General features: G+C 64.8%; 12 protein-coding genes and 5 pseudogenes. 12 read left to right on the forward strand and 5 right to left on the reverse strand.

Translation table 11 applies throughout. The features are described 5' to 3' along the window. The first annotated feature begins 16 nt into the window (after positions 1–16). Positions 17–1285 (forward strand): 3-phosphoshikimate 1-carboxyvinyltransferase, encoded by a 1269-nt coding sequence (gene aroA, locus LN139_RS06130; protein WP_236359169.1) that lies wholly within the window; start codon positions 17–19, stop codon positions 1283–1285. Between the two features lie 14 nt (positions 1286–1299). Here the strand turns inward: aroA and moaA are convergent, their stop codons facing one another. Further along, on the reverse strand, positions 1300–2298 hold the full coding sequence (gene moaA / locus LN139_RS06135; protein WP_236359170.1) for a GTP 3',8-cyclase MoaA: 999 nt from the start codon (positions 2296–2298) through the stop codon (positions 1300–1302). Positions 2299–2475: 177 nt separating this feature from the next. Between moaA and LN139_RS06140 the strand changes: the two genes are divergently transcribed. The 9 genes and pseudogenes from LN139_RS06140 to LN139_RS06180 all read left to right on the forward strand — a co-directional run bounded on the left by LN139_RS06140 (position 2476) and on the right by LN139_RS06180 (position 17642). After that, positions 2476–3342 (forward strand): alpha/beta fold hydrolase, encoded by an 867-nt coding sequence (locus tag LN139_RS06140; protein ID WP_236359171.1) that lies wholly within the window; start codon positions 2476–2478, stop codon positions 3340–3342. Between the two features lie 96 nt (positions 3343–3438). Beyond that, on the forward strand, positions 3439–3909 hold the full coding sequence (gene tpx / locus LN139_RS06145) for a thiol peroxidase (protein WP_442964415.1): 471 nt from the start codon (positions 3439–3441) through the stop codon (positions 3907–3909). A 263-nt stretch (positions 3910–4172) separates the two neighbouring features. Further along, a complete protein-coding gene (locus tag LN139_RS06150) occupies positions 4173–5468 on the forward strand; it encodes an MdtA/MuxA family multidrug efflux RND transporter periplasmic adaptor subunit (RefSeq protein WP_236359172.1) in 1296 nt (431 codons plus the stop codon). After that, positions 5465–8656: pseudogene (locus LN139_RS06155) on the forward strand (efflux RND transporter permease subunit). Before LN139_RS06150 ends, LN139_RS06155 begins: the two are co-directional and overlap by 4 nt. Next, positions 8653–11758, forward strand: a pseudogene (locus LN139_RS06160) (efflux RND transporter permease subunit). Before LN139_RS06155 ends, LN139_RS06160 begins: the two co-directional pseudogenes overlap by 4 nt. Continuing rightward, positions 11755–13197: an efflux transporter outer membrane subunit gene (locus tag LN139_RS06165; RefSeq protein WP_329611015.1), complete on the forward strand. Its 1443-nt coding sequence runs from the start codon at positions 11755–11757 to the stop codon at positions 13195–13197. The pseudogene LN139_RS06160 and the gene LN139_RS06165 overlap by 4 nt, the downstream one beginning before the upstream one ends. A gap of 129 nt (positions 13198–13326) precedes the next feature. Then, the gene (locus LN139_RS06170) at positions 13327–15159 is read left to right on the forward strand and encodes a glycoside hydrolase (protein WP_236359173.1); all 1833 of its coding nucleotides are present in this window, start codon (positions 13327–13329) and stop codon (positions 15157–15159) included. Between the two features lie 87 nt (positions 15160–15246). Beyond that, positions 15247–15951, forward strand: a pseudogene (locus tag LN139_RS06175) (3'-5' exonuclease); the annotation flags it as partial. A 296-nt stretch (positions 15952–16247) separates the two neighbouring features. Continuing rightward, positions 16248–17642, forward strand: a complete 1395-nt coding sequence (locus tag LN139_RS06180) for a DNA polymerase II (protein ID WP_236359174.1) — start codon at positions 16248–16250, stop codon at positions 17640–17642. Here LN139_RS06180 and LN139_RS06185 read toward each other — a convergent pair. The 4 genes and pseudogenes from LN139_RS06185 to LN139_RS06200 all read right to left on the reverse strand — a co-directional run bounded on the left by LN139_RS06185 (position 17590) and on the right by LN139_RS06200 (position 20878). Next, a pseudogene (locus tag LN139_RS06185) lies at positions 17590–18368 on the reverse strand (class I SAM-dependent methyltransferase). The gene LN139_RS06180 and the pseudogene LN139_RS06185 overlap by 53 nt on opposite strands. A gap of 98 nt (positions 18369–18466) precedes the next feature. Then, positions 18467–19374 (reverse strand): annotated as a pseudogene (locus tag LN139_RS06190) (helix-turn-helix domain-containing protein). A gap of 82 nt (positions 19375–19456) precedes the next feature. Continuing rightward, entirely contained in the window at positions 19457–20380 is a 924-nt protein-coding gene (locus tag LN139_RS06195) for a MurR/RpiR family transcriptional regulator (RefSeq protein WP_236359175.1), read from the reverse strand. A 147-nt stretch (positions 20381–20527) separates the two neighbouring features. Beyond that, on the reverse strand, positions 20528–20878 hold the full coding sequence (locus LN139_RS06200) for a response regulator (protein WP_268944871.1): 351 nt from the start codon (positions 20876–20878) through the stop codon (positions 20528–20530). A 278-nt stretch (positions 20879–21156) separates the two neighbouring features. Here LN139_RS06200 and LN139_RS06205 point away from each other — a divergent pair, with 278 nt between their 5' ends. Together LN139_RS06205 and LN139_RS06210 are read left to right on the forward strand one after the other, a co-directional pair. After that, a complete protein-coding gene (locus LN139_RS06205) occupies positions 21157–24654 on the forward strand; it encodes a response regulator (RefSeq protein ID WP_236359177.1) in 3498 nt (1165 codons plus the stop codon). After that, a complete protein-coding gene (locus tag LN139_RS06210; RefSeq protein ID WP_236359178.1) occupies positions 24655–25494 on the forward strand; it encodes a CheR family methyltransferase in 840 nt (279 codons plus the stop codon). It begins immediately after the preceding gene. The last annotated feature ends 14 nt before the right edge of the window (positions 25495–25508 follow it).

Genomic DNA, 25508 nt, shown 5'->3' on the forward strand with positions numbered 1-25508 from the left:
TTTCCGGAGAATTGCCATGACCGCGCCCGCCACCGTTACCGTCACACCGCCCGGCCGGGCACTGGAAGGCCGCGTGGCACCCCCGGGCTCGAAGTCCATCACCAACCGCGCGCTGTTGCTGGCTGCGCTGGCCAGGGGCACCAGCCGCCTGACCGGCGCGCTCAAGAGCGACGATACCCGGCACATGTCCACGGCCCTGCGGCAGATGGGCGTAACCATCGAAGAGCCCGATGCCACCACGTTCGTGGTCACCAGCAGCGGGCAACTTCAGGCCCCGGCCGAGCCGCTGTTCCTGGGCAACGCCGGCACCGCCGTGCGCTTTCTCACGGCAGCGGTAGCCACGGTTGCAGGTGACGTGGTGCTCGATGGCGACCATTACATGCACAAGCGCCCGATCGGGCCTTTGCTCGACGCGCTTCGCGCAGGGGGTGTGGATGCCAGCAGCCCCACCGGCTGCCCGCCGGTCACAGTGCGCGGCAACGGCCAGTTGGCCGCCACGCGGTTCGAGATCGACGGCGGGCTGTCCAGCCAGTACGTGTCTGCGTTGCTGATGCTTGCCGCTTGCGGCCAGGCGCCGGTTGACGTGGCGCTGACCGGCAAGGACATCGGCGCCCGCGGCTATGTGGACCTGACCCTGGCGGCCATGCAGGCCTTTGGTGCGCAGGTGCAGATGATCGATGAGGTGACCTGGCGCGTGCAGCCCACCGGCTACCGCGCGACCGACTACCTGATCGAGCCCGACGCCTCTGCTGCCACCTACCTGTGGGCCGCCGAGGTGCTCACTGGCGGGCGCATCGATCTGGGCGTTGCCAACGATGCCTTCACCCAGCCGGATGCCCGCGCGCAGCAGTTCATTTCGCAGTTCCCGCGCATGGCTGCCGAGATCGACGGCTCGCAGATGCAGGACGCCATTCCCACACTGGCGGTGCTTGCCGCCTTCAACGAAACGCCTGTGCGCTTCACCCGACTGGCCAACCTGCGAGTGAAAGAATGCGACCGCGTGCAGGCCCTGCACGACGGCCTGAACGCCATACGCCCGGGCCTTTCGCGAGTGGAAGGTGACGACCTGATCGTTGAAGCCGATCCGGCATTGGCCGGCTCGCAGGTCAGCGCGCGCATCGACACTCATTCCGACCACCGCATGGCCATGTGTTTCGCACTGGCAGGCCTGAAGGTTTCCGGTATCGCCATCGAAGACCCGTTGTGCGTCGGCAAAACCTACCCCGAGTACTGGCGCGAGCTCGAAAGCCTCGGCGTGCGCTGCACCTTCCAGCCCGCACCGTAAGGCCGCCCGCCGAACTACCCGCCAGTCATGTTCATGAAGCGGACGATCTGCACCTGATCGTCCAGCTTGAAATCATGCCGCCAGGGTTTGCGTTCGATGGCCTCGCGGATAGCTTTCTCAAGCTTCTCCGGCTGGCCGGGGTTGGCGCGCAGCACTGCTTTGAGATCCGCCGAGTGCTCGTTGCCAAGGCACAGCAGCAGCCGGCCTTCGACGGTCAGCCGTACGCGGTTGCAGGTGGCGCAGAAGTTGTGGCTGTGCGGTGAGATGAAGCCGATGCGGCTGCCCGGCGCTTCGGCCGTGCGCCAGTAGCGCGAGGGCCCCTGAGTGGTTTCGGTGGAGGGTAACAGGCTGTAGCGCTCGGCGATCCGTTCGCGCACCTGGTCACTGGAAAAGAACGCCTCGGCGCGGCTGTGCTCGCTGATCTGGCCCAAGGGCATTTCTTCGATGAAGCTGATGTCCAGCTCGCGCTCCACGGCGAAATCGACCAGGTCGAGTATCTCGTCATCGTTGCGGCCTTTCATCACCACACAATTGAGCTTGGTACGTTCGAAACCCGCCGCGCGAGCGGCGTCTATGCCCGCCAGTACCTGGTCAAGCTCGCCGGTACGGGTGAGTGCCTTGAAGCGATCGGCGCGCAGGCTGTCGAGGCTGATGTTAAGGCGAGTGACGCCAGCATCGAACAGCGGCGCAGCCAGGCGGCCCAGTTGCGAGCCATTGCTGGTCATGCACAGCTCCTGAAGGCCGGGGAGGGCAGCGATGCGGCTGCACAACCCCACCACGCCCTGGCGCACCAGCGGCTCGCCGCCGGTGAGGCGGATCTTGCGGGTACCAAGATCGACGAACGCGCGCGCCATGGCCTCGATTTCTTCCAGGCTCAGCACCTGCTGGCGCGGGAGGAACTGCATGGTCTCGGCCATGCAGTACACGCAGCGGAAATCGCAGCGGTCGGTAACCGAGATGCGCAGGTAGTCGACCTTGCGGGCGAAGCTGTCGGTCAGAGTGGCCTGGGGCATGCACGCCTCTTGCGGTTTGAGGCCGCGACAAACGCGCTGCGGCCCGATGTTCGACAGGCTACGCGCGCGCCGGTGAGGCGTCCAATCGCTTGTTCCGATAAGCCTATCGAACAGCTCTATCGGCGCCGCGCAGCGCCGGGTATGCTGCGCCGGGCCTTGCAAATCAACGGTATAGCGATGAAGAAATGGTGGGCAGCGCTGCTCGGCGCTCTGATGTTGTGCGGGTGGAGCGTGGCCAATGCTGCGCAGGGTGAGGCGCGTTTGAGCGTTCAGGTGCGTGGGCAAGGGCCGGACGTGATCCTGATCCCGGGCCTTGCCAGCGGCCGAGAGGTATGGGACGGCCTGGCCGCTCAACTGCAGGCGGGCCACCGTGTGCACCTGGTGCAACTGGCCGGTTTTGCCGGCGAGCCCTGGGCTTACGGCGATGGCCCGTTCCTGCAGCCGGCGGTCGAGGCGTTGGCCGGCTATATCCGCGAGCAGCAGCTGGATCACCCGGCGATCATTGGCCATTCGATGGGCGGGTTGTGCGGGTTGATGCTGGCCCAGGCTTACCCCGACGAAGTCGGCCGGTTGATGACGGTCGATACCCTGCCGTTCTACAGCGCCTTGTTCGGCGCGCAAACCGTCGAGGATGCGCGCCCTGCGGCCGAGCGCGCGGCGCAGGAAGTGCTCAGCCTGGACGAGGCGACTTTCCGCCAGCGCCAGGCCCGGGTTGCCCAAGGCCTGAGCCTGTCGCCGTTCACCCAGGCGCAGATCGTCGGCTGGGCACAGGCCAGCGATCGCCACGCCCTGGCAGCAGCGCTCAAGGAAACCATGCTGGCCGACGTGCGCCCCGGCCTTGCCGCCATGCAGCTGCCGGTCACCGCGCTCTATGCCGACGCCGGCCGCCCGGCCGACGAGGTCGATGCGCTGTGGGCCGCGCAGTACCAGGGGCTGGTGGGGTTGAAGCGGGTGCGCATCCGCAACAGCTATCACTTCATCATGGCGGACCAGCCGCAGGTGTTTGCCGAGGCGGTGCAGCGGTTTCTCGCACCGGCAATGTGAATGGCTGCTTGCCGGATTTCGTGATTAACTCGGCGCTCTTTCCATCTTCCCGAGTAGGACGGTTCACATGGCTAACGTCACCGAGGCGGCAACCCCATCGAGATCAAGGGCGCGTTCCCGCAAAAAGGCGCCAAGGCACCTGCGTTCACCCTCACCGCCGGCGACCTGGTCGACAAGACCCTGGCCGATTTCGCCGGCAAGCGCAAAGTGCTGAACATCTTCCCAAGCGTCGACACCCCCACCTGCGCCACCTCCGTGCGCAAATTCAACGCCCAGGCAAACGCAGTGGCCAACACCGTGGTGCTGTGCGTTTCGGCCGACCTGCCGTTCGCGCAGAAGCGCTTCTGCGGCGCCGAAGGGCTGGAGAACGTGGTGAACCTGTCGACCTTCCGTAACCCTGGTTTCCTTGAAGGTTACGGCGTGGCTATCGCCAGCGGCCCGATCGCCGGCCTCACTGCCCGCGCAGTGGTGGTGCTGGACGAGAACGATGTGGTGTTGCACAGCGAGCTGGTGCCGGAGATCAAGCAAGAGCCCGATTACGAGGCTGCGTTGGCGGTTCTGAAGTAAGGCGGGCCTGTACGTTGCACATCGCCCGTTACACGGCGTCCGGCGAGCCGGCCTCCCACAAAAGCAGCTAGATCACCTAAGGCTGCTTCTGTGGGAGGCCGGCTCGCCGGACGACGTGCAACGGGCTACGCACCTCACATGTTTCAAAACCGAAACCAAGAATTTCGTAAGCGAGCGGTAAAGCCGCTTTGCTAAACCGCCCCGGGTGATTATCGTTCTGCCTCCTGAAAGGAAGCTTGTCGCCATCAAGGGCCTATCTCCCCATGCAATCGTCTGGTTCCCGCTTTACCCGTCGCCGGCTGTTCGGCCTGCTGCTGCTCGTTCTGATCGCTGTCGCCGCCTGGTGGTACTGGACTCATCGCACCTCCACTGAAACCACCGAAGCGGGCAAGCCGGCCGCTCACGGCCGCAGAGGCGGTGGCAACCCGGCGCGGGCAGGCTTCGGCGGCAGTGAAGGCCCCACCCCTGTGCGGGTGGCGCGCATCACAGCCGGTGACTTCCCTCTTTATTACAAGGCGCTGGGCACCGTCACTGCGCTCAACACCGTGAACGTGCGCACGCGTGTGGCCGGCGAGCTGGTCAAGGTGGCCTTCCGCGAGGGGCAGCCGGTGAAGGCCGGTGACCTGCTGGCGCAGATCGACCCGCGCAGCTACCAGATCGCCCTGCAACAGGCCGAGGGCACCCTGGCCACCAACCAGGCACTGCTGGCCAATGCGCGCACCGACTTCAAGCGCTACCAGGGCCTGTTCGCCCAGGACAGCATCGCCCGCCAGACCCTCGACACCCAGCGATCGCTGGTGGCCCAGTACGAAGGCACGGTCAAGACCAACCAGGCCGCGGTCAACGATGCTCGGTTGAATCTGGACTTCGCCCAGATCCGCTCACCCATCGCCGGCCGCGTTGGCTTGCGCCAGCTCGATGTCGGCAACTTGCTGGCCGCCAACGACAGTACGGCGGTCGCCATCGTCACCCAGATGCAGCCGATCAACGTCACCTTCACCCTGCCCGAAACCCAGCTCGATCCGGTACTGGAGCGCTACCGCGCCGGTGCCCACCTCACCGTCGAGGCCTGGGACCGTGGCGACAGCAAGCTGCAGGCAAGCGGTGTGCTGCAAAGCCCCGACAACCAGATCGACACCACCACCGGCACCCTCAAGTTCAAGGCAGCGTTCGAGAACAAGGACGAAGCGCTGTTCCCCAATCAGTTCGTCAATGTGCGCGTGCTGGTCAATACCTTGAAGCAAGTGGTGCTGGCGCCCACCGCCGCGATCCAGTTCGGTGCCGACGGCTCGTTCGTCTACGCGCTCGACGGCGAAGAAGGCAAGGTCAAGGTGCGCCAGCTCAAGCTGGGCCCGAGCGATGGCAGTTCCACTGTGATCCTTGAAGGCCTTGCCGCTGGCGACCAGGTCGTGCTCGAAGGCACCGACCGCCTGCGGGACGGCTCCAGGGTCGAGGTAGTGGCCGACCCGGCTGAAGAGCTGCCCAGCTCACCTGGTGAGCACCTGCAAGGGCAGGGCGGTACTGGCAAGGCCGGCCGCGCGGGCAAAACCGGCGCATGAACATCTCTCGCCTGTTCATCCTGCGGCCGGTGGCCACCACGCTGACGATGCTGGCCATCGTGCTCGCCGGCCTGATGGGATACAAGATGATGGCCGTCTCGGCGCTGCCTCAGGTCGATTACCCCACCATTCGCGTGATGACGCTGTACCCCGGCGCCAGCCCTGATGTAATGACCAGCGCGGTTACTGCACCGCTGGAGCGCCAGTTCGGGCAGATGCCCGGGTTGGACCAGATGGCCTCCACCAGTTCTGGCGGCGCCTCGGTGATCACCCTGCGCTTCAGCCTGGAGCTGTCGATGGACGTCGCCGAGCAGGAAGTGCAGGCGGCCATCAACGCCGCCAACAACCTGCTGCCCAGCGACCTGCCTGCGCCGCCGGTGTACAACAAGGTCAACCCGGCCGACACGCCGGTGCTCACCATTGCCGTGACCTCGAAAACCCTGCCGCTGCCACGCCTGAACGACATGGTCGAAACGCGCATGGCACAGAAGCTCTCGCAGGTGTCCGGCGTCGGCCTGATCACCCTGGCCGGCGGCCAGCGCCAGGCGGTGCGGATCAAGGTCAACCCGCAGGCCCTCGCCGCCAACGGCCTGAACCTTGCCGATGTGCGCACCTTGATCAGCGCCTCCAACGTCAACCAGCCCAAGGGCAACTTCGACGGGCCTACGCGGGTGTCGATGCTCGACGCCAATGACCAGCTGCGCTCCCCGAGGAATACGCCAACCTGATCCTGGCCTACCGCAACGGCGCGCCGCTGCGGCTCAAGGACGTCGCCAGCATCGTCGAGGGCGCCGAGAACGAGCGCCTGGCAGCCTGGGCCAACCGGCAGAAGGCAGTGCTGTTGAACATTCAGCGCCAGCCCGGCGCCAACGTCATCCAGGTGGTGGACAACATCCGCGAGGTGCTGCCGTCGATCACCGAAAACCTGCCGGCCGGCATCGACGTGACGGTCCTCAGCGACCGCACCCAGACCATTCGCGCCTCGGTCAACGATGTGCAGAAGGAGCTGCTGTTCGCCATCGTGCTGGTGGTGCTGGTGACCTTCCTGTTCCTGCGCCGGGCCAGCGCCACGCTGATTCCGTCGATCGCCGTGCCGTTGTCGCTGGTCGGCACTTTCGGGGTGATGTACCTGGCAGGCTTTTCCATCAACAACCTGACGCTGATGGCGCTCACCGTCGCCACCGGTTTTGTGGTCGATGACGCCATCGTGATGCTGGAGAACATCGCTCGCCACATCGAGGAGGGCGAAACACCGCTCAATGCCGCGCTCAAGGGCGCGCAGCAGATCGGCTTTACCCTTGTGTCGCTCACCTTTTCGCTGATTGCTGTGTTGATCCCGCTGCTGTTCATGGCCGACGTAGTGGGGCGCCTGTTCCGCGAATTCGCCATCACCCTGGCCGTAGCCATCCTGATCTCCCTGGTGGTGTCGCTGACCCTCACGCCGATGATGTGCGCGCGATTGCTCAAGCGCGAACCGCCGCCCGAGCAGCAGGGCCGCTTCTATCGCGCGAGCGGTGCGTGGATCGACTGGCTGGTGGCGCGCTACGACAGCGCGCTGGGCTGGGTGCTGCGGCACCAGCCGTTCACCCTGATGGTGGCGCTGGCGACGCTGGGGCTTACGGTGGTGCTGTACCTGGCGGTGCCCAAAGGGTTTTTCCCGGTGCAGGACACCGGGTTCATCCAGGGCATTTCCGAAGCGCCGCAGTCGATTTCGTTCAAGGCCATGGCCGTGCGCCAGCAGGCGCTTGCCGACATCATCCTGCAAGACCCCGCCGTGCAGAGCCTGTCGTCCTACATCGGCGTGGACGGCGATAACGCCACGCTCAACAGCGGCCGCCTGCAGATCAACCTCAAGCCGCGCAGCGAGCGTGACGCCACTGCCAGCGAGGTAATCAGGCGCCTGCAACCACAGGTCGATGGCCTCCCGGGTGTGCGGCTGTTCATGCAGCCGGTGCAGGACCTCACCATCGAGGACCGGGTGAGCCGCACCCAATACCAGTTCAGCCTGTCGTCGCCAGATGCCGACCAACTGGCGCTGTGGAGCGGCAAGCTGGCCGATGCCTTGCACCGGCAACCGGAGCTGCGTGACGTGGCCAGCGACCTGCAGGACCGCGGCCTGCAGGTGTATCTGGACATCGACCGCGACAGCGCCAAACGCCTGGGGGTGAACGTCTCGGACATCACCAACGCGCTCTACGATGCTTTCGGCCAGCGGCAGATCTCCACCATCTACACCCAGGCCAGCCAGTACCGCGTGGTGCTGCAATCGGCCGATGGCGGCAGTATCGGCCCCGAGGCGCTCGAGCAGCTCTACGTCAAAGCCTCCGGCGACAGCTCGGTGGGCACCAACAGCACCGGCACGGGCAACACCAACAACACCGCGAACAAGGCCAGCACCACCAGCACCACCGTCACCAGCACCGAAGGCGGCGGGCAGGTGCGGCTGTCGAGCCTGGCGCGGATCGAGCAGCGGCAGGCGCAACTGGCCATCGCTCACATCGGCCAGTTCCCGGCGGTGATGATGTCGTTCAACCTGGCCCCCGGCGTGTCGCTGGGCGAGGCGGTCAAGGTGATCGAGCGCACCCAGCAGGCCATCGGCATGCCGGTGGGTGTGCAGACGCAGTTCCAGGGCGCCGCTGAAGCATTCCAGGCGTCGCTGTCGAGCACCTTGCTGCTGATCCTCGCTGCGGTGGTGACCATGTACATCGTGCTGGGCGTGCTTTACGAGAGCTTCATTCACCCGGTGACCATCCTCTCGACGCTGCCCTCGGCGGCGGTGGGTGCATCTGCTGTCGCTGCTGTTGTCGGGCAACGACCTGGGGATGATAGGCATCATCGGCATCATCCTGCTGATCGGCATCGTCAAGAAGAACGCCATCATGATGATCGACTTTGCCCTGGAGGCCGAGCGAGAGCGCGGGCTGGCGCCGCTGGAGGCGATTCGCGAGGCTGCGCTGCTGCGCTTCCGGCCGATCCTGATGACCACGCTCGCGGCGCTGTTCGGCGCCTTGCCGCTGATGTTCGCACAAGGCTCGGGCGCCGAGCTGCGTCAGCCGCTGGGCCTGGTGATGGTCGGCGGCCTGGCGCTAAGCCAGGTGCTCACGCTGTTCACCACGCCGGTGATCTACCTGGGCTTCGACCGCCTGGCGCGGCGCCTGCGCCGTAACGGCCAGGAGCACGCGGCGTGAACCTGTCGGCACCTTTCATTCGCAGGCCAGTGGCCACCTTTCTGCTGTGCGTGGCGATCATGCTGCTGGGGGCGGTGAGTTTTCGCCTGCTGCCGGTGGCGCCGCTGCCGCAGATGGACTTCCCGGTGATCGTGGTCAGCGCCAGCCTGCCGGGGGCCAGCCCCGAGGTGATGGCCTCCACCGTGGCAACGCCGCTGGAGCGCGCGCTTGCAAGCCTGGGCGGGGTGCAGACGCTGTTCAGCCGCTCGAGCCAGGGCTCCACGCGGGTGATCATGAGCTTCGAGCAGGGCCGCGACATCGACGGCGCGGCCCGTGACGTGCAGGCCGCGATCAATGCTTCGCGCTCGCTCATGCCCAGCGGCATGAAAAGCCTGCCCACCTACAAGAAGATCAACCCCTCGCAGGCACCGATCATGGTGCTGGCGCTCACCAGCGACGTGCTGCAAAAGGGCCAGCTGTACGACCTGGCCTCGACCATCCTGTCGCAGAGCCTGTCGCAGGTGAACGGGGTGGGCGAGGTGCAGATCGGCGGCAGCTCGCTGCCGGCGGTGCGGGTGGAACTGCAACCGCGCTTGCTGGAGCAATACGGCGTGGCCCTGGACGATGTGCGCACGGCCATCACTACCGCCAACGTGCGCCGGCCCAAGGGGTTCGTCGAAGACGGCGACCGCGCCTGGCAGGTGCAGGCCAGCGACCAGCTGGAAAAGGCCGAGGACTACCGGCCGTTGATCATCCGTGCCCGCGACGGCGCGGTGCTGCGCCTGTCGGACGTGGCCAAGGTAAGCGACGCGGTGGAGGACCGCTACAACAGCGGTTTTTTCAATCGCCAGGACGCGGTGCTGCTGGTGATCAACCGCCAGGCCGGCGCCAACATCATCGAAACCGTGCAGCACATCAAGGACCAGCTGCCGGCGCTCAAGGCGGTGATGCCGGCCAGCGTAAACCTCACTGTGGCCATGGACCGTACCTCGGTGATCAAGGCCACCCTGCACGAGGCGGAGGTGACCCTGCTGATCGCCGTGGTGCTGGTTGTGCTGGTGGTCTACCTGTTCCTGGCCAGCGCCCGCGCGTCGTTGATCCCGACGCTGGCGGTGCCTGTTTCGCTGATCGGCACCTTCGCGATCATGTACTTGTATGGTTTTTCGCTAAACAACTTGTCGCTGATGGCGTTGATCCTGGCCACCGGCCTTGTGGTGGACGATGCCATCGTGGTGCTGGAGAACATCGCCCGGCACATCGACGACGGCGTGCCGCCACTGGAAGCGGCCTACTGCGGGGCGCGTGAGGTGGGCTTCACCCTGCTGGCGATGAACAGCTCGTTGGTGGTGGTGTTCCTGTCGATCCTGTTCATGGGCGGCTTCGTTTCCAACCTGTTCCGTGAGTTTTCCATCACGCTGGCGGCTGCCATCGTGGTGTCGCTGCTGGTATCGCTCACCCTCACACCGATGCTCTGCGCGCGCTGGCTCAAGCCCCACGGCAGCCAGCGCAGCCGCCTGCAGCAGTGGAGCGAACGCGCCAATGCACGCCTGGTGGCTGGCTACGATCGCAGCCTGGGCTGGGTGCTGCGCCACCCGCGCCTGACCCTGTTGAGCCTGTTGGCCACCATCGTGGTCAACGTCGCGCTGTACGTTGTGGTGCCCAAGACGCTGATGCCCGAGCAGGACACCGGCCAGTTGATGGGCTTCATTCGTGGCGATGACGGGCTGTCGTTCGGGGTGATGCAGCCCAAGATGCGCCAGTACCGCGACGCCATCCTCGCCGACCCGGCAGTTGACAGCGTGGCGGCCACACTGGGCGGCAACAACGGCACCAACAATGCCACCGTGCTGGTGCGGCTCAAGCCGCTCAAGGAGCGTGGCGTTTCGGCCAGGCAGGTGATCGAGCGCATCCGCAAGAACGCGCCGAAAATCCCCGGAGCGCGGCTGTTCCTGGATTCGGACCAGGACCTGCAGTTCGGCGGCGCCCGCGATGACACCACCTCGCAGTATCAGTACACCGTACAGAGCGACGACCTGGCCCAGCTGCGCCAGTGGTTCCCGAAGATCGTGCAGGCGCTGCACAAGGTGCCGGAAATCACCTCCATCGACGCCCGCGAAGGCGCCGGTACTGCGCAGGTGACGCTCAAGGTCGACCGCGACCAGGCCGAGCGTTTGGGCATCGACATGAGCACGGTAATGACGGTGCTCAACAACGCCTACAGCCAGCGCCAGGTCTCCACCATCTACGACAGCCTCAACCAGTACCAGGTGGTGATGGAGGTCAACCCGCAATACGCCTGGGACCCGGTGACGCTGGAGCAGATCAAGGTGATCACCAGCAGCGGCGCACAGGTGCCGCTCTCGGCCATCGCCCGCTACGAGAACAGCCTGGCCGATGACCGCGTCAGCCACGACGAAGGCTTCGCCTCCGAGGACATCTCCTTCGATGCCTCACCCGGCTACACCGTCGACGACGCCACCCGCGCCGTGGACCGGGCGCTGGCCGGCCTTGGCCTGCCGGACGGGCTGATCGTCAAGGTCGCCGGCAATGCCGATGCCTTCATGAAGGCCCAGCAAGGGCAGCCGCTGATGATCCTCAGTGCGTTGGTGATGGTCTATCTGGTGCTGGGGGTGTTGTACGAGAGCTACATCCACCCGCTGACCATTCTTTCCACCTTGCCCTCGGCAGGGGTGGGCGCGCTGCTGGCCATATGGCTGACCGGCGGCCAGTTCAGCCTGATTTCGTTGCTGGGGCTGTTCCTGCTCATCGGCGTTGTGAAGAAGAACGCCATCATGATGATCGACCTTGCGCTGCAACTGGAGCGTGAACAGGGCCACGCGCCGCTGGAGGCGATCCGCCAGGCCTGCCTGTTGCGCCTGCGGCCGATCCTGATCGACTACGCTTGCCGCCGTGCTCGGCGCCTTGCCGCTGTTGCTCAGCCGCGGCGATGGCGCGGAGATGCGCACGCCGCTGGGCGTTGCGATCATTGGCGGCCTGCTGCTCAGCCAGGTGCTGACGCTGTACACCACGCCTGTCGTTTACCTGTCCCTGGACCGCCTGCGCCACCGCTTCAACCGCTGGCGCGGCATCCGCACCGACGCTGCCCTGGATACACCGCTATGACCACGCCTCACGCTCCGTTCCCTTTGCGCCTGCCGGTTGCGGCGCTGGCGTTGGCGCTGCTCACCGCCTGCGCCGTAGGCCCCGATTACCACCGCCCCGAAGCTGCTGCGCCCGCGCAGTTCAAGGCCGCACACGGCTGGGCGGTAGCCGTCCCAGCCGACGCGCAGGCCAAGGGCGCCTGGTGGGCGGCCTATGGCGATGCCCAGCTCAACGCTCTGGTGGATGAGCTCAACCGTGGCAACCAGAGCATCGCCCAGTACGAGGCGCAATACCGCCAGGCCCAGGCCGCCGTGCGCGGCAGCCGTGGCGCATTGTTCCCCAGCGTTTCGGCCAGTGCCGGCAAAACCCGTGCGGCTCAAGGCACCGGCAGCAGCGGCTCGAGCCTGTCCAACGCCAGCACCGGCATCCGCACCACCTACAACGCGCAACTGGGCGTGAGCTGGGAACCCGACCTCTGGGGCCGCCTGCGCCGTACGCTCGAGGCCAACGAGGGCAACGCCCAGGCGAGCCTGGCCGATTGGGCCAACATTCGCCTGTCCATGCAGTCGCAGCTGGTGCAGAACTACCTGCAACTGCGCGTGCTGGATGCCGAGAAGCGCCTGCTGCAATCGACGGTCGACACCTACCAGCGCTCCCTGCAACTGACCACCAACCAGTACCAGGCGGGAATCTCCGGCCCCGACGCAGTGGCCCAGGCGCGCACCCAGCTCAAGAGCGCCCAGGCCGACCTGATCGACCTCACCTGGCAGCGCGCTCAGTATGAAAACGCAATCGCAGTGCTGATGGGCAAGGCCCCGGCCGACTTCTCGTTGGCCGAAACCGACCAGGTACCGGCCTTGCCGGCGATCCCGGTGGGCCTGCCGTCGCAATTGCTGCAACGCCGCCCCGACATCGCTGCCGCCGAACGCGCGGTGATGAGCGCCAACGCCGGCATCGGTGTGGCCAAGGCCGCCTATTACCCCGACCTCACCCTGAGCGCCAGCGGCGGCTACAGCTCCAGCAGCTTCGCCGACTGGATCAGCCTGCCGAACCGCTTCTGGTCGGTAGGCCCGAGCCTTGCGCTGACCTTGTTCGACGCCGGCCAGCGCAGTGCCGAGGTAGACCGCACCGTGGCCGTCTACGACCAGACCGTGGCGCAATACCGCCAGGCGGTGCTCGACGGCCTGCGCGAAGTGGAAGACTACATGGCGCAACTCAAGACCTACCAGGACGAAGCCGTGGTGCGCCGGGAGGCGCTGGAGGCCGCGCGCGAGTCGCTGCGCCTGACCACCAACCAGTACCGCGCCGGGCTGATCGGTTACCTGGACGTGGTCAATACCCAGGCCACCGCGCTGTCCAATGAGCGCAGCGTGCTGGCGCTCGACCAGAGTCAGCTGGTGGCCAGCGTGAACCTGATCGTGGCTCTGGGCGGGGGCTGGGAGGGCAATCTCACACCTTGAAACGCACGCGCCCTTGGGAATCATCGTAAATCTCACCACAATGCCGCCCTTTTCGACGGGGAGCACAGCATGGCTCGGTGGTGGTTGTGTCTAGGGTTTTGTCTCTTTTGTGCTCCAAGTTGGGGGCTGGTGCTGGAAAACGCCTCGTGGCGGGTCGTCGTCGACCCTCGCACTCTGGCGGTCGAGGCGGCACCTGCGCAGGGCCGCCCCTGGGTGGTGTCTGCACCGGTGGCGCCAGCCCGCGTCAACCGGGTCGAACGGCGTGCCGGCAACGCTAGCTGGCAATGGGGCGACTATGCCGTGCGAATGCATCTTCACGCCCAGGTGCTGGATGTCACCTTTACTCCGGTAATGCCAGGTGAACTCACTTGGCCGCGGGTACCCCAAACCTTGAATGGCCTGCTGTTGCCCCTGAAAGAGGGCCACTACGTTCGTGCCGGTGACCGTGCCTGGCGTGAGGCGCTGGCAGCGGAGCACGCGCAACTGAGCACAACCGAAGACCTGAGCCTGCCTGCGCTGGGCGCCGAAAACGGGCAGCACAGCCTGAGTTGGCTGTTCCCGGTGGCATTCGACAACACGTTGCACTTCGACGTTGGCGAGGCCGGGGTGGGCTGGCACGTGAACCACCGCTTCACTGCGCTTGAGCCACAGCGGCGCTACCACGTGCGTGTGGTGTTGAGCGATCACGATTTGCTGGCACCGGGCAAAGCCTGGCGGCAGTGGTTGCTCGGGCAGGCCAGGTTCGTGTCGCTCGAAGAGAAAATTCACGCAAACCCCGCTGCAAAGCGGCTGATCGGTGCCTCACACCTCTATCTGTGGGGTGGCGACTGGGCCCAGGCGCTCACTCCTCTCATCGCTGCCGGGTTGCCGCGCCTGTGGCTGGGGTTGCCGCAATGGACCCAAGGTACCCATGCGCCGGCTACCGTCGCCCAGGCAGTGGCCGCCGGCTACCTCATAGCACCCTATGATTCCTATGACACCGCATTGCCGCCCGGCAATGCCCGGCCGACCTGGCTCACCGCACAGTTGGGCGAGCAAGCCTGGCGAACCTGCGCCGTGGTGCGCGAAGACGGCTCGCGCCAGCCCGGTTTCGGTGGTGAGGGCGTTTACACCCACACCGGCTGCGTGCGGCCCCTGATGGAAGCCAGAGTGGCTGGGCTGCTCGCTCAGGCACCCTTCAACAGTTGGTTTCTGGACGTGGCCGCCACCGGCATGCTGTTCAACAATCACGACCCCGCACAGCTCACCACCCAGCGCCAGGATGCCGATCATCGGCTGGCCGCCATGGGTTGGCTAGGCCAGGCCAAGGGGCTGGTGGTCGGCTCGGAGGTGGGTGGGGCTGTGGTCGATGAAACCGCACTGTTCGCCCACGGCATGCAGACCTCCGGGTTCGGATGGAACGATCCGCACATGCGCCAGCAGCGCAACTCACCCTATTATCTGGGCCGCTGGTGGCCGGAGCAGGCGCCTGAAGTGTTCTTCAAACCCGCGCAGCTCAAGGCCAGGTATCGCCAGTTGTATTTCAACCCCGCCTCACGCTTGCCGCTGTTCCAGGCGGCCTATCACGACAGCGTGATCACCACCGACCACTGGACGCTCGACGGCCTGAAATTCCCCGAAGTGCAAACCACGCGGGCGTTGCTGGGGCAGCTCTACAACGTGCCCCCTCTATTGAACCTGGCAGCGGGCAACGCCGCTGCGCGCATGGGCTGGCTGCGGGCCAACGATGCGTTCTTCAGGCCACTGCATCTGCGGCTTCACAACCAGGCGCTGGTCGACTTTCGCTGGCTGAATGAGCACGGGACTGTGCAGCAGGCAACCTATGCCGATGGCACGCGTATCGTCGCCAATTTCACCCGCGAGCCGTGGGATGGGCAGCCGGGCCAGTCGGCATTCGCCTATGCGGAGCAAGGGGCTGAGCCGATACGCTGGCAAGTGCCTCTGGTTCAACCCGCAGGCTGATCGGCGCCCATTGCACGGAACCGGCGCCTTCAAAGGTCACGGCGCTCGACCTATACTGGCCGCCTTTTCAACCGCGGTGCGGCCAGCGTGCAATCAGGTTTCATACTCACCCGCCACTGGCACGACACCCCACAGGGCTGTGTGCTGGAGTACTGGCTGGCCACCGACCACGGCCCGCTTTGCGTGCGCACGGCGCCGCAACCTCAGGTGGCGTTCGTGCCGGCGGCCCAGCAGGCCAGGGCGCAGCAGTTGCTGGCCGAGGTGCCTGGGCTCAGTTGGCAAACCCTTGCCTTGAAGGATTTTCGCCAGCGCCCGGTCGTGGGCCTCTACGCCGAGCAGTACCAACAGTTGCTCACCGCCCGGGCAAGCTTGCGCGCCAGCGCCGTGGACCTCTACGAAGCCGACATTCGCCCGCCTGACCGCTACCTCATGGAGCGCTTCATCACCGCGCCCGTGCGCGTGGCCGGGCAGGGCGATGGCGCGAGCCGCCTGGCCAATGCGCGCCTGCGCCCACAGGACGGCTATCGCCCAAGGCTGCGCATGGTGTCTCTGGATATCGAGACCAGCGAACGCGGCGATCTCTATTGCATCGGCTTGCAGGGCTGCGGGCAGCGGCAGGTGTTCATGCTCGGGGCGCCGGTCAACCCGCCTGAGGCACTGGGGTTCGACCTGGCCTGGCGGCCCACCCGTGCAGCCTTGATCGAAGCGCTCAACGCCTGGCTTGCCGAACACGACCCGGACGTGATCATCGGCTGGAACCTGGTGCAGTTCGACGTGCGCGTGCTGCATGAGCAGGCCCGCCGCGAAGGTGTGCCGCTGCGCCTGGGCCGCGATGGCCAGGCCTTGCGCTGGCGCGAGCATCCCGACGGTAACCACGGTTTCGCGGAAGTGGCCGGGCGCTGGCTGGTGGATGGCATCGAGGCACTGCGTTCGGCGACCTGGAGTTTTCCGTCATTCAGCCTGGAATACGTGGCGCGCCAACTGCTGGGCGATGGCAAGGCCATTTCCACGCCCTATCAGCGCATGGACGAGATCAACCGGATGTTCGCCGAGGACCAGCCCGCGCTTGCCCGCTACAACCTGCAGGATTGCGAGCTGGTGACGCGAATCTTCGAGCGCACCGACCTGCTGGCGTTTCTGCTCGAACGCTCGAGCGTCACCGGCTTGCCGGGCGATCGCAGCGGCGGCTCGGTGGCAGCCTTCACTCATCTGTATTTGCCGCCGATGCACAGGCAGGGTTTCGTGGCGCCCAACCTGGGCGAGAAATGCCTCAGGCCAGCCCTGGCGGCTTCGTCATGGATTCCCGGCCCGGGCTCTACGATTCGGTGCTGGTGCTGGACTACAAAAGCCTTTACCCCTCGATCATCCGCACCTTTCTGATCGACCCGGTAGGGTTGATCGAAGGCTTGCGCGAGCCGGAGCAGGCGGTGCCCGGCTTTCGCGATGCGCTGTTTTCCCGCACCGCCCATTGCCTGCCGGCCATCGTCGAGCGGGTCTGGCAGGGCCGGGAGGCCGCCAAGAAAGCCGGCAATGCGCCGCTGTCGCAGGCGCTGAAGATCATCATGAACGCCTTCTACGGCGTGCTCGGTTCCAGCGGCTGCCGATTTTTCGATACGCGCCTGGCCAGCTCCATCACCTTGCGCGGCCACTGGATCATGGCCCAGACCCGGCAGTGGATCGAAGCCCAGGGTTATCAGGTGATCTACGGTGACACCGACTCCACCTTCATCTGGCTCGGCAAGGCCACGCCGCACGTGCAGGCCTGTGAAATCGGCCAGGCGCTGGCACGTGGCATCAATAGCTTGTGGCAGCAGAAGCTTGCCGAAGAGTTCAACCTGAGCAGCGCGCTGGAGCTTCAGTTCGAAACCCACTACCAGCGCTTTCTGATGCCGACCATCCGCGGCACCGAGGAGGGGAGCAAGAAGCGCTACGCGGGGCTGGTCGGTGGCGAGCAGGGAAGGCTGGTGTTCAAGGGGCTTGAAACGGTGCGCAGTGACTGGTCGCCGCTGGCGCGGGAGTTTCAGCAGGCACTCTACGAGCGGATCTTCAAGGGCGAGCCGTTCGAGCAGTGGCTGCGCGAGTACGTGGCAAGCACCCTGGGCGGCGAGCTTGACGACAAGCTGGTGCTGCGCAAGCGCCTGCGCCGGCCGTTGGCCGAGTACCAGCGCCACGTGCCGCCCCATGTACGCGCCGCGCGCCTGGCGGATGAGGTAAACGCACGCCTCGGCCGGCCGCTCCAGTACCAGCGTGGCGGCTGGATCGACTATGTGATCAGCACCGCCGGCCCTGAACCACTGGAGGCACGCCGAGCGCCCCTGGACTACAGCCATTACCTGGAGCGCCAGTTCACGGCCGGTCGCCGAGGCGATCCTGCCGTTCGTGGGCGTGCGTTTCGAAGCGTTGATCGACGGCCAGTTGGGGCTGTTCTGATCAGGGCAGGATCTTCACCGTGTGCACTGCCACCGTATGGTAGGGCACGCTGACGATGTCGCGCCCGGCCAGCTCAGGGTCCTCGGCGATCAATTGGCGTACATCGTCCATCAAGGCGGCGCGTTGATCGTCGGGCAGGGCCGCGATGAAGCTGATCGAACCGATCCGCCGCACGATCACGTCCTCCGGCGAACCGGTATGGTTGTGCAGCCAGTCTTTTTCGCTGAGCGGTGCGTATTTGCCGCCGAAATGCTGGTTGAGCACCTGCCGCCACTGCCCGCTGTAATAGCGCGGGAAGTCACCGGCGTGGCGGTTGACGATCGCTGCCAGCCGCTCCACCCAGGGCACGCGGGTATCGCGCAGGTTCCAGACCATGCCCAGGCGCCCCCGGGTTTGAGCACCCGATGGATTTCGGTCAAGGTCTCGGGGTTGGCGAACAGGTGGAAGGCCTGGGCACATATCACCACGTCGACCCGCCCGGCCGGCAGCGGAATGGCTTCGGCCTGGCCTTCGAGCAGGCGCACCTCCGGGTGCTTGCGCGCGAATGAATAGCGCATGCGCGGCTCAGGCTCCACGGCAATCACATCGGCGCCCACCTCCAGCAGGCGGCGGGTGAACTTCCCGGTGCCGGCGCCCAGGTCCAGCACCGTGACACCGGGGCGAATCTGCAAATCGCGGCGCAGCCAGTCGTTGATCGCGTCCGGGTAACCCGGCCGGCCTTTTTCATAAGTGTCGGAGACTGCGCCAAAACCTTTGAACAGCGGCGGCAGGTGCAGCATTTCACGCAGGCTTTTCATGATGGCTCCCTCGCTCGGTGCATCTGGCGCGAACACGATGGGCCTTTACAGGCGCCAGAGGCGGTACCGCACAGCCTAGTTCACGCGCGCAGGTTCTGTTCTGTCAGGCGCTGGACGGCGAGGCGGCGGTAATCGGTAGGGGTCATGCCTTTGAGCTGTTGAAAGCGGCGGTTGAAGTTGGAGAGGTTGTTGAAGCCCGATGCGAAGCAGATATCGGTCACTGGCTTGTCGCCTTCGACCAGCAGCTCGCAGGACTTGCTGATGCGCAGCCGATTGACGAATTCGACGAAACTGCGCCCCGTTGCCTGTTTGAAGACGCGGGAGAAATAGGTCGGCTTCATGTTCAGGTGGCCCGCCACTTCTTCGAGCGACAGCTCCCGGCCATAGTGGCTGAAGATGTAGTCCACCGCGCGGTTGGTGCGCTCGACGTGGCTTTCGTCGGCGAGCGCCGAAGCGCTGGTGGCGGAGAGCAACTGATAGTCTTCGCTGCCGGCCAGCAACTCCATGAGAATCAGAAACCAGCCGAGCCGGCTACCGCCCTGGCTGTTCTCGATGCGCTGCATCAGCCGGGTGGCCTCGGCGATCAGTGCGCGGTCGCGAAACTCGATGCCATAGCGGGCGCGCTCGAGCATCGGTGCCATCGGGCGCAGCTCGCTGAACACCTGAGCGGCGCTGTCGAACAGCTCGTCGGTGAAGTTCACCAGCATGTCACGCCGGCCTACGTGCTCGCCTTCAGCCAACTGGCTGATCCAGTTGTGGGGCAGGTTGGGCCCGGTGAGAACAGGCTGCCGGGGTGGAAGTTGCCGATGTAGTCGCCGATGAACACCTTGCCGGCACTGGCCACGATCAGGTGCAGCTCGTATTCCTTGTGAAAGTGCCAGCGCACCAGGGGGCTGGGGAAGCCGTGCTGGCGATAGATGATCGACATGCCCCCGTGGTCGTCCATCAACTCATAGGAAGGCTCGGTGATGCGCGGGGTTCGGCTCATGTGCGTGCCTGTTGTTATCGGCGTTCTGCGGCGAGCATAAGCGGCAGCCACGCGGCTGTACAAGCCCGCATGGCGCGAGTGGTCAGCGCCCTGGGCGGCCGAACGCGTAGGCCTGTGCGCCTTGCTGCAGGTGGTCGCGGGCATCTTCGACCAGGCGAACGGCTTCGCGCATCTGCTCCTGGCTGCCATTGCCCGAGCCTTCGTCGCGATGGCGCAGGCCAGCGATCAACGTATCGATCAGCGTGAAAGCCGACCACAGGCCGCTGCCGCGGGCCTTGGGCCCAACCGGTGCGAACAGTGTTCTGGTCGTGGCGCGCGCTACCGGTGCGGCGGGGGAGTCGGTGATGCTCACCACCGTGGCCCCTTGCCGGGTAACCAGCGTCGCCAGTGCTTCGACCTCGGGGTGATAGGGCGGCAGGCTGAAGATCAGCACCACATCCTGTGCGCCAGCGTGCAACAGGCGGCTGACCGCAGGTTGCAGACCCGAGGCCAGGGTGACCGTCTGGCAGGTGCGATTCAGCGTTTCCAGTTGTGAGGCGGCCAGGTGTACCAGCGAGCAGCATTGCGCTGCGCCGACGACATACACTTCCCGGGCGCCAGCCAGGATGTGGAGCACCTCATCGAGCATCCCGGTGGAGTTATGCCGGCGGATCAACGCCAGCTCCCCGTGTGCCAGGTTCAACTGATGTTCGAGCGAGAAGCTTTCCGAGGCGGCGCTGGTCACTGGCGCCTGAGGTGAAATCACTGTCAGCAAATGGTGGATCAAGGCGTTGCGCAGGCCGGTGAAACCATTCATGCCCATCTTGTTGCCCAGCCGGTTGACTGCTGCCGGCGACGTGCCGCTCTCCCGGCCGATTTCGCTGATGCTCAGCATGGCCGCGCGTAACGGATTACGCAGGATGAAATCGGCAACCTTGCGCTGCGCCGGTTTCAACGTTTCAAGGATATCCGTAAGTTTGCGCATCACGGGTGTGTCGAACACCGGGATACCCGTTGTGTCGTTCATACTTTTGCGCTCCTGCGATAGGGCTGGTGGGAACATCTGCAAGACATTTCACCGGCAGGAGTGTAGTTGCAGATGCAACCAGATCCAAGCCAAAGATTTTGACGCTACAAGGGCTGGCGCTGGGCCGTTGACGGCAGCCTGGCGCCATCAGGCGAGCATGGCGTGGACCCGGTCGCGCAGTTGGTCGATGGAGAAGGGCTTGCTGATCAGCTGTGCGCCCTCGGGTACGTCAAGCCCGGCATAACCACTGGCCACAAGTACCGGCAGGCCCGGGCGCAATGCACGCGCGCAACCGGCCAGTGCCAGGCCGTCACGCTCCTGAGCGTCACGCAGGCCGACGTCGGTAACCATCAGCGCCAGCGCCTGGCCGAGGTTCTCCAGCACCGCCATCGCACTGTCCCAGTCCTCTGCCTCAAGGACAGTGAAGCCTTCTTCCTCCAGCACATCGACCATCAGCATCCGTACGATCGCGTCGTCTTCGACCAGCAGCAGGGTCAGGGGCTAATGCAACATCAGGCATGGAGTAAAGGGTCCGGATAATGGGAAATGAGGCGAGTGGGCATTGAGTGCGCCAGGCACAGCGTAAGTTCCGTTTTCCTGCAAGTTTTGCGGAAACGTCTGATTGACACGCAGGAAATGTTACTCGATGTAAGCGATATCCTACGTCAAATCAGCCTGATGAATAAGACTTTTCATCGGCTCGTGTAGGAAAAATCTTCGCGCCCGTCAGATTTACGGCAGAATCTGCGCTCTCGTATTTGACACAGGCCACGGACATGCCCCGTTCCCACTCCATTGACGAACAAGGCTTTCGCAAACTGCTTACGCGCAATATCAGCTTGCCCCTGGGCGTGGGGCTGCTCAGCGTCATCGTATTCGGCCTGATGCTCAAATACCTGTTGTCGGTGATCGGCTGGGTAGACCACACCGACCGGGTCATCAACAACGCCAACGAAACCATGCGCCTTTCCGTAGACATGGAAACCGGCATGCGTGGCTTTTTGCTCACGGGTGAAGAGCGCTTCCTGGACCCCTACTCGGTGGCAAAGCCGCGAGTGATCGCGCAGTTGCAAAGTATGAAGGAAATGGTGAGTGACAACGGCGAGCAGGTCGATCGCCTCACCCGGATCATCGCGCTGCAGGAAGAATGGATGCGAGTGGCCGACGAAATCATCACTCTGCGCCGCCAGCAGGGCGACTATGTAAAGCCGGTGAGCGCCGGGCGTGGCAAGCGCCTGACCGATGCCATCCGCGATGAGTTCGACAAACTGGTCAACATGGAACAACAACTGCGCGTGGGGCGCAGTGAAGAGGTGACTCGCACCACTTATGTTTCGGTGACCCTGTACCTGTTCTTCATCATCGGCCTGAGTGCATTGCTGGCTTACCTGGGCCGCCGCGACCTGGTCAACCTCTCTCACCAGTACGGCGAGAACCTCGATGCGCAACTGCGCAGCGCCGAGCGCCTGGAACATCAGGCCTGGCTGCGCAATGGCCAGAGCCAGCTGGCCCAGGCGATGCTCGGCCAGCTCACGGTTCAGGCAGTGGGCAACAATGTGCTGGATTTCTTCGGGCACTTCCTCGGCGCTGCGGTTTCGGCAGTTTATGTGCGCGACGACCAGGGCAACCTGCGTCGCGTTGCCAACCTGGGCTTCTCTGCCGAACAGGCCAACCGCGAGCAAGTGGTGCGTGCAGGCGAAGGCGTAGCCGGGCTTGCGGCCGCCACCGGCAAGGTGCAGCGCCTGGACAACCTGCCGCAGGACTACTTCACCAAGGTCTCCTCTGCGCTGGGCGAAGGCCTGCCGCACAGCGTCGCCATCGTGCCGGCGCGCAACGACGGGCACGTTAATGGCGTGGTCGAACTGGGCTTCTTGCGGCCGCTGACCGAGCGTGACATGGAGTTCCTCGACCGGGTCAGCGACAACATCGGCAACTCGCTCGAAGCGGCGCGGTATCGCCAGCGGCTGCAGGAAGTACTGGCCGAGACCCAGCAGCTCAATGAAGAGCTGCAAGTGCAGCAGGAGGAGCTCAAGACCGCCAACGAGGAGCTCGAAGAGCAGTCGCGGGTGCTCAAGGAGTCCCAGGCGTATCTGGAAACCCAACAAGCCGAACTGGAACAGACCAACGAACAATTGGCCGAACGCACCGATGCGCTTTCCCAACAACGTGACGAGCTGGCTGCTGCCCAGCAGGAGCTGGGCTACCGCGCCGAAGAATTGCAGCGCTCCAGCCGCTACAAGTCAGAGTTTCTGGCCAACATGTCCCACGAGCTGCGCACGCCGCTCAACAGCTCGCTGATTCTTTCCAAACTGCTCTCGGACAACACTCACGGCAACCTCACCGCCGACCAGGTCAAGTACGCCGAGTCGATCTACTCGGCCGGCAACGACCTGCTCAGCCTGATCAACGACATCCTCGACATTTCCAAGGTCGAGGCCGGCAAACTGGATGTGCGCCCGGAAAATCTGTCGGTGATGCGCCTGGCCGACAGCCTGCGCATGACCTTCCAGCCGCTCGCCGCCGACAAGGGCCTGACCTTCGACATCACGGTCGATGCCGCCACGCCTGCAACGATGTTCAGCGACCGCCAGCGTGTGGAGCAGATCATCAAGAACCTGCTGTCCAACGCGGTGAAGTTCACTGACGCCGGCACCGTGAGCCTGGCGATCAGCGCGCGGCCGGGGGAGGGCATCGCCTTTGCCGTGCGCGACTCCGGCATCGGTATTGCGCCCGATCAGCAGCAGGCGATCTTCGAAGCGTTTCGCCAGGCCGACGGCACCACCAGCCGGCGCTACGGTGGCACAGGCCTGGGCCTGTCGATTTCTCGCGACCTCGCCACCTTGCTCGGCGGCCACATCAGCGTCAGCAGCGCCCTGGGCCAGGGCAGCGTGTTCACCCTGGTGTTGCCGGAACACTACGAGGCCAGCCTCAATGCACTGCCGGTGCCTGCACCGGTTGCGGTGGTCGGGCAGGCTTACACGGCGCCTGCGCCAGTGGTGCAGGCCAGCTACGTCGAGCCCAGTGCGCGTGCCGAGCTGGTCGAGGCGATCCCGCGTTTTGCCGACGACCGTGACGAGCCCGCCGGCGGGCGCCGTTGCATTCTGGTGGTCGAGGACGAGCCCAGTTTCGCGCGCATCCTCTATGACCTGGCCCATGAGCTGGGCTACCGCTGCCTGGTCGCCCACGCCGCCGACGAAGGCTTCGACCTGGCCGTGCAACAGCACCCGGACGCGGTGCTGCTGGACATGCGCCTGCCCGATCACTCCGGCCTGACCGTGCTGCAGCGGCTCAAGGAAAACGCCGACACCCGCCACATCCCGGTGCATGTGATCTCCGTGGAAGACCGCGTCGAGGCGGCGATGCACATGGGCGCTGTGGGCTATGCGGTCAAACCCACTTCCCGCGAGGAGCTCAAGGGGGTGTTCGGCCGCCTGGAGGCCAAGCTCACGCAGAAGCTCAAGCGCATCCTGCTGGTCGAAGACGACGACCTGCAACGCGACAGCATTGCCTTGCTGATCGGCGATGAAGACGTCGAAATCACCGCCGTCGGCTTCGCTCAGCAAGCCCTCGACCTGCTGCGTGCCAACGTCTATGACTGCATGATCATCGACCTCAAGCTGCCCGACATGCTCGGCGGTGAGCTGCTCAAGCGCATGAGCACCGAGGACATCCGCGCCTTCCCGCCGGTGATCGTCTACACCGGTCGCAACCTCACCCGCGAGGAAGAAACCGAGCTGCTCAAGTATTCGCGTTCGATCATCATCAAGGGCGCCCGCTCGCCAGAGCGGTTGCTCGATGAGGTGACACTGTTTCTGCACAAAGTCGAAGCGCAGCTGTCTGATGATCGGCAGAAGATGCTCAAGACCGCGCGCAGCCGTGACAAGGTGTTCGAAGGCCGCAAGATCCTGGTGGTCGACGACGATGTGCGCAACATCTTCGCCCTCACCAGCGCGCTGGAGCATAAAGGCGCTGTGGTGGAAATCGGCCGCAACGGCCTGGAAGCGATCGACCGCCTCAATGCGGTGGGCGATATCGACCTGGTGTTGATGGACGTGATGATGCCGGAGATGGATGGCTTTGAAGCGACACGCGAGATCCGCAAGGACCCGCGCTACCGCAAGCTGCCGATCATTGCCGTGACCGCCAAGGCGATGAAGGATGACCAGGAACGTTGCCTCAATGCGGGCGCCAACGATTACCTGGCCAAACCGATCGAGCTGGATCGGCTGTTCTCTTTGATTCGAGTGTGGTTGCCACAAATGGAGCGTATCTGATTGTCGACTGAGCAGGCCCCTGTACCCGAGCGCAACACCGATATCGAAATTCGGCTGTTGATCGAGGCGATCTACTTGAAGTACAGCTACGACTTTCGCGACTACTCCGGCGCCTCGATCAAGCGCCGGGTTGCCCATGCGCTGCGCCAGTTCGAGTGCCGCAGCATTTCGGCATTGCAGGAGCGTGTGCTGTACGAGCCCAGCGTGTTCCTGCAGTTGCTGCAGTACCTGACGATCCCGGTCAGCGAGATGTTCCGTGACCCGGAGCACTTTCTGGTGCTGCGCCGCGACGTGGTGCCGCTGCTCAAGACCTACCCCTCGCTCAAGCTGTGGGTGGCCGGTTGCAGCACCGGCGAGGAGGTCTACTCGATGGCCATCATGCTGCTCGAAGAAGGGCTGCTGGATCGCACGCTCATCTACGCGACCGACATCAACCCCACCTCGCTCGAGAAAGCGCGGCAGGGCATCTATCCGCTCAAGCTGATGGAAGACTGGGCCGACAGCTACCAGCGCGCCGGTGGCCGCCGGCAATTGGCCGACTATTACACCGCCGCCTACGACCGCGCCATCATGGACAGCCGGCTGCGCGAGAACGTGACCTTCGCCGACCACAGCCTGGCGACCGACAGCGTGTTCTCCGAGACGCACCTGGTGAGCTGCCGCAACGTGCTAATCTATTTCAACAAGCCGCTGCAGAACCGTGCGTTCGGCCTGTTTCACGAATCGCTCTGCCACCGCGGCTTCCTGATGTTGGGCAGCCGGGAAACCCTGGATTTCTCCGCCTACAGCGAGCGTTTCGAAACCCTGGCCAAGCCTGAACGGATCTATCGCAAGCTATGAAGAACCGCTACCAG

Source organism: Pseudomonas sp. KNUC1026 (assembly GCF_021650705.1).
Classification (GTDB): Bacteria; Pseudomonadota; Gammaproteobacteria; order Pseudomonadales; family Pseudomonadaceae; genus Aquipseudomonas.

Coding starts and splice junctions, on each gene's coding strand:
- LN139_RS06165 (WP_329611015.1), top strand. CDS start 11,755: ATGACCACGCCTCACGCTCCGTTCCCTTTGCGCCTGCCGGTTGCGGCG.
- LN139_RS06150 (WP_236359172.1), top strand. CDS start 4,173: ATGCAATCGTCTGGTTCCCGCTTTACCCGTCGCCGGCTGTTCGGCCTG.
- aroA (WP_236359169.1), top strand. CDS start 17: ATGACCGCGCCCGCCACCGTTACCGTCACACCGCCCGGCCGGGCACTG.
- moaA (WP_236359170.1), bottom strand. CDS start 2,298: ATGCCCCAGGCCACTCTGACCGACAGCTTCGCCCGCAAGGTCGACTAC.
- LN139_RS06205 (WP_236359177.1), top strand. CDS start 21,157: ATGCCCCGTTCCCACTCCATTGACGAACAAGGCTTTCGCAAACTGCTT.
- LN139_RS06140 (WP_236359171.1), top strand. CDS start 2,476: ATGAAGAAATGGTGGGCAGCGCTGCTCGGCGCTCTGATGTTGTGCGGG.
- LN139_RS06195 (WP_236359175.1), bottom strand. CDS start 20,380: ATGAACGACACAACGGGTATCCCGGTGTTCGACACACCCGTGATGCGC.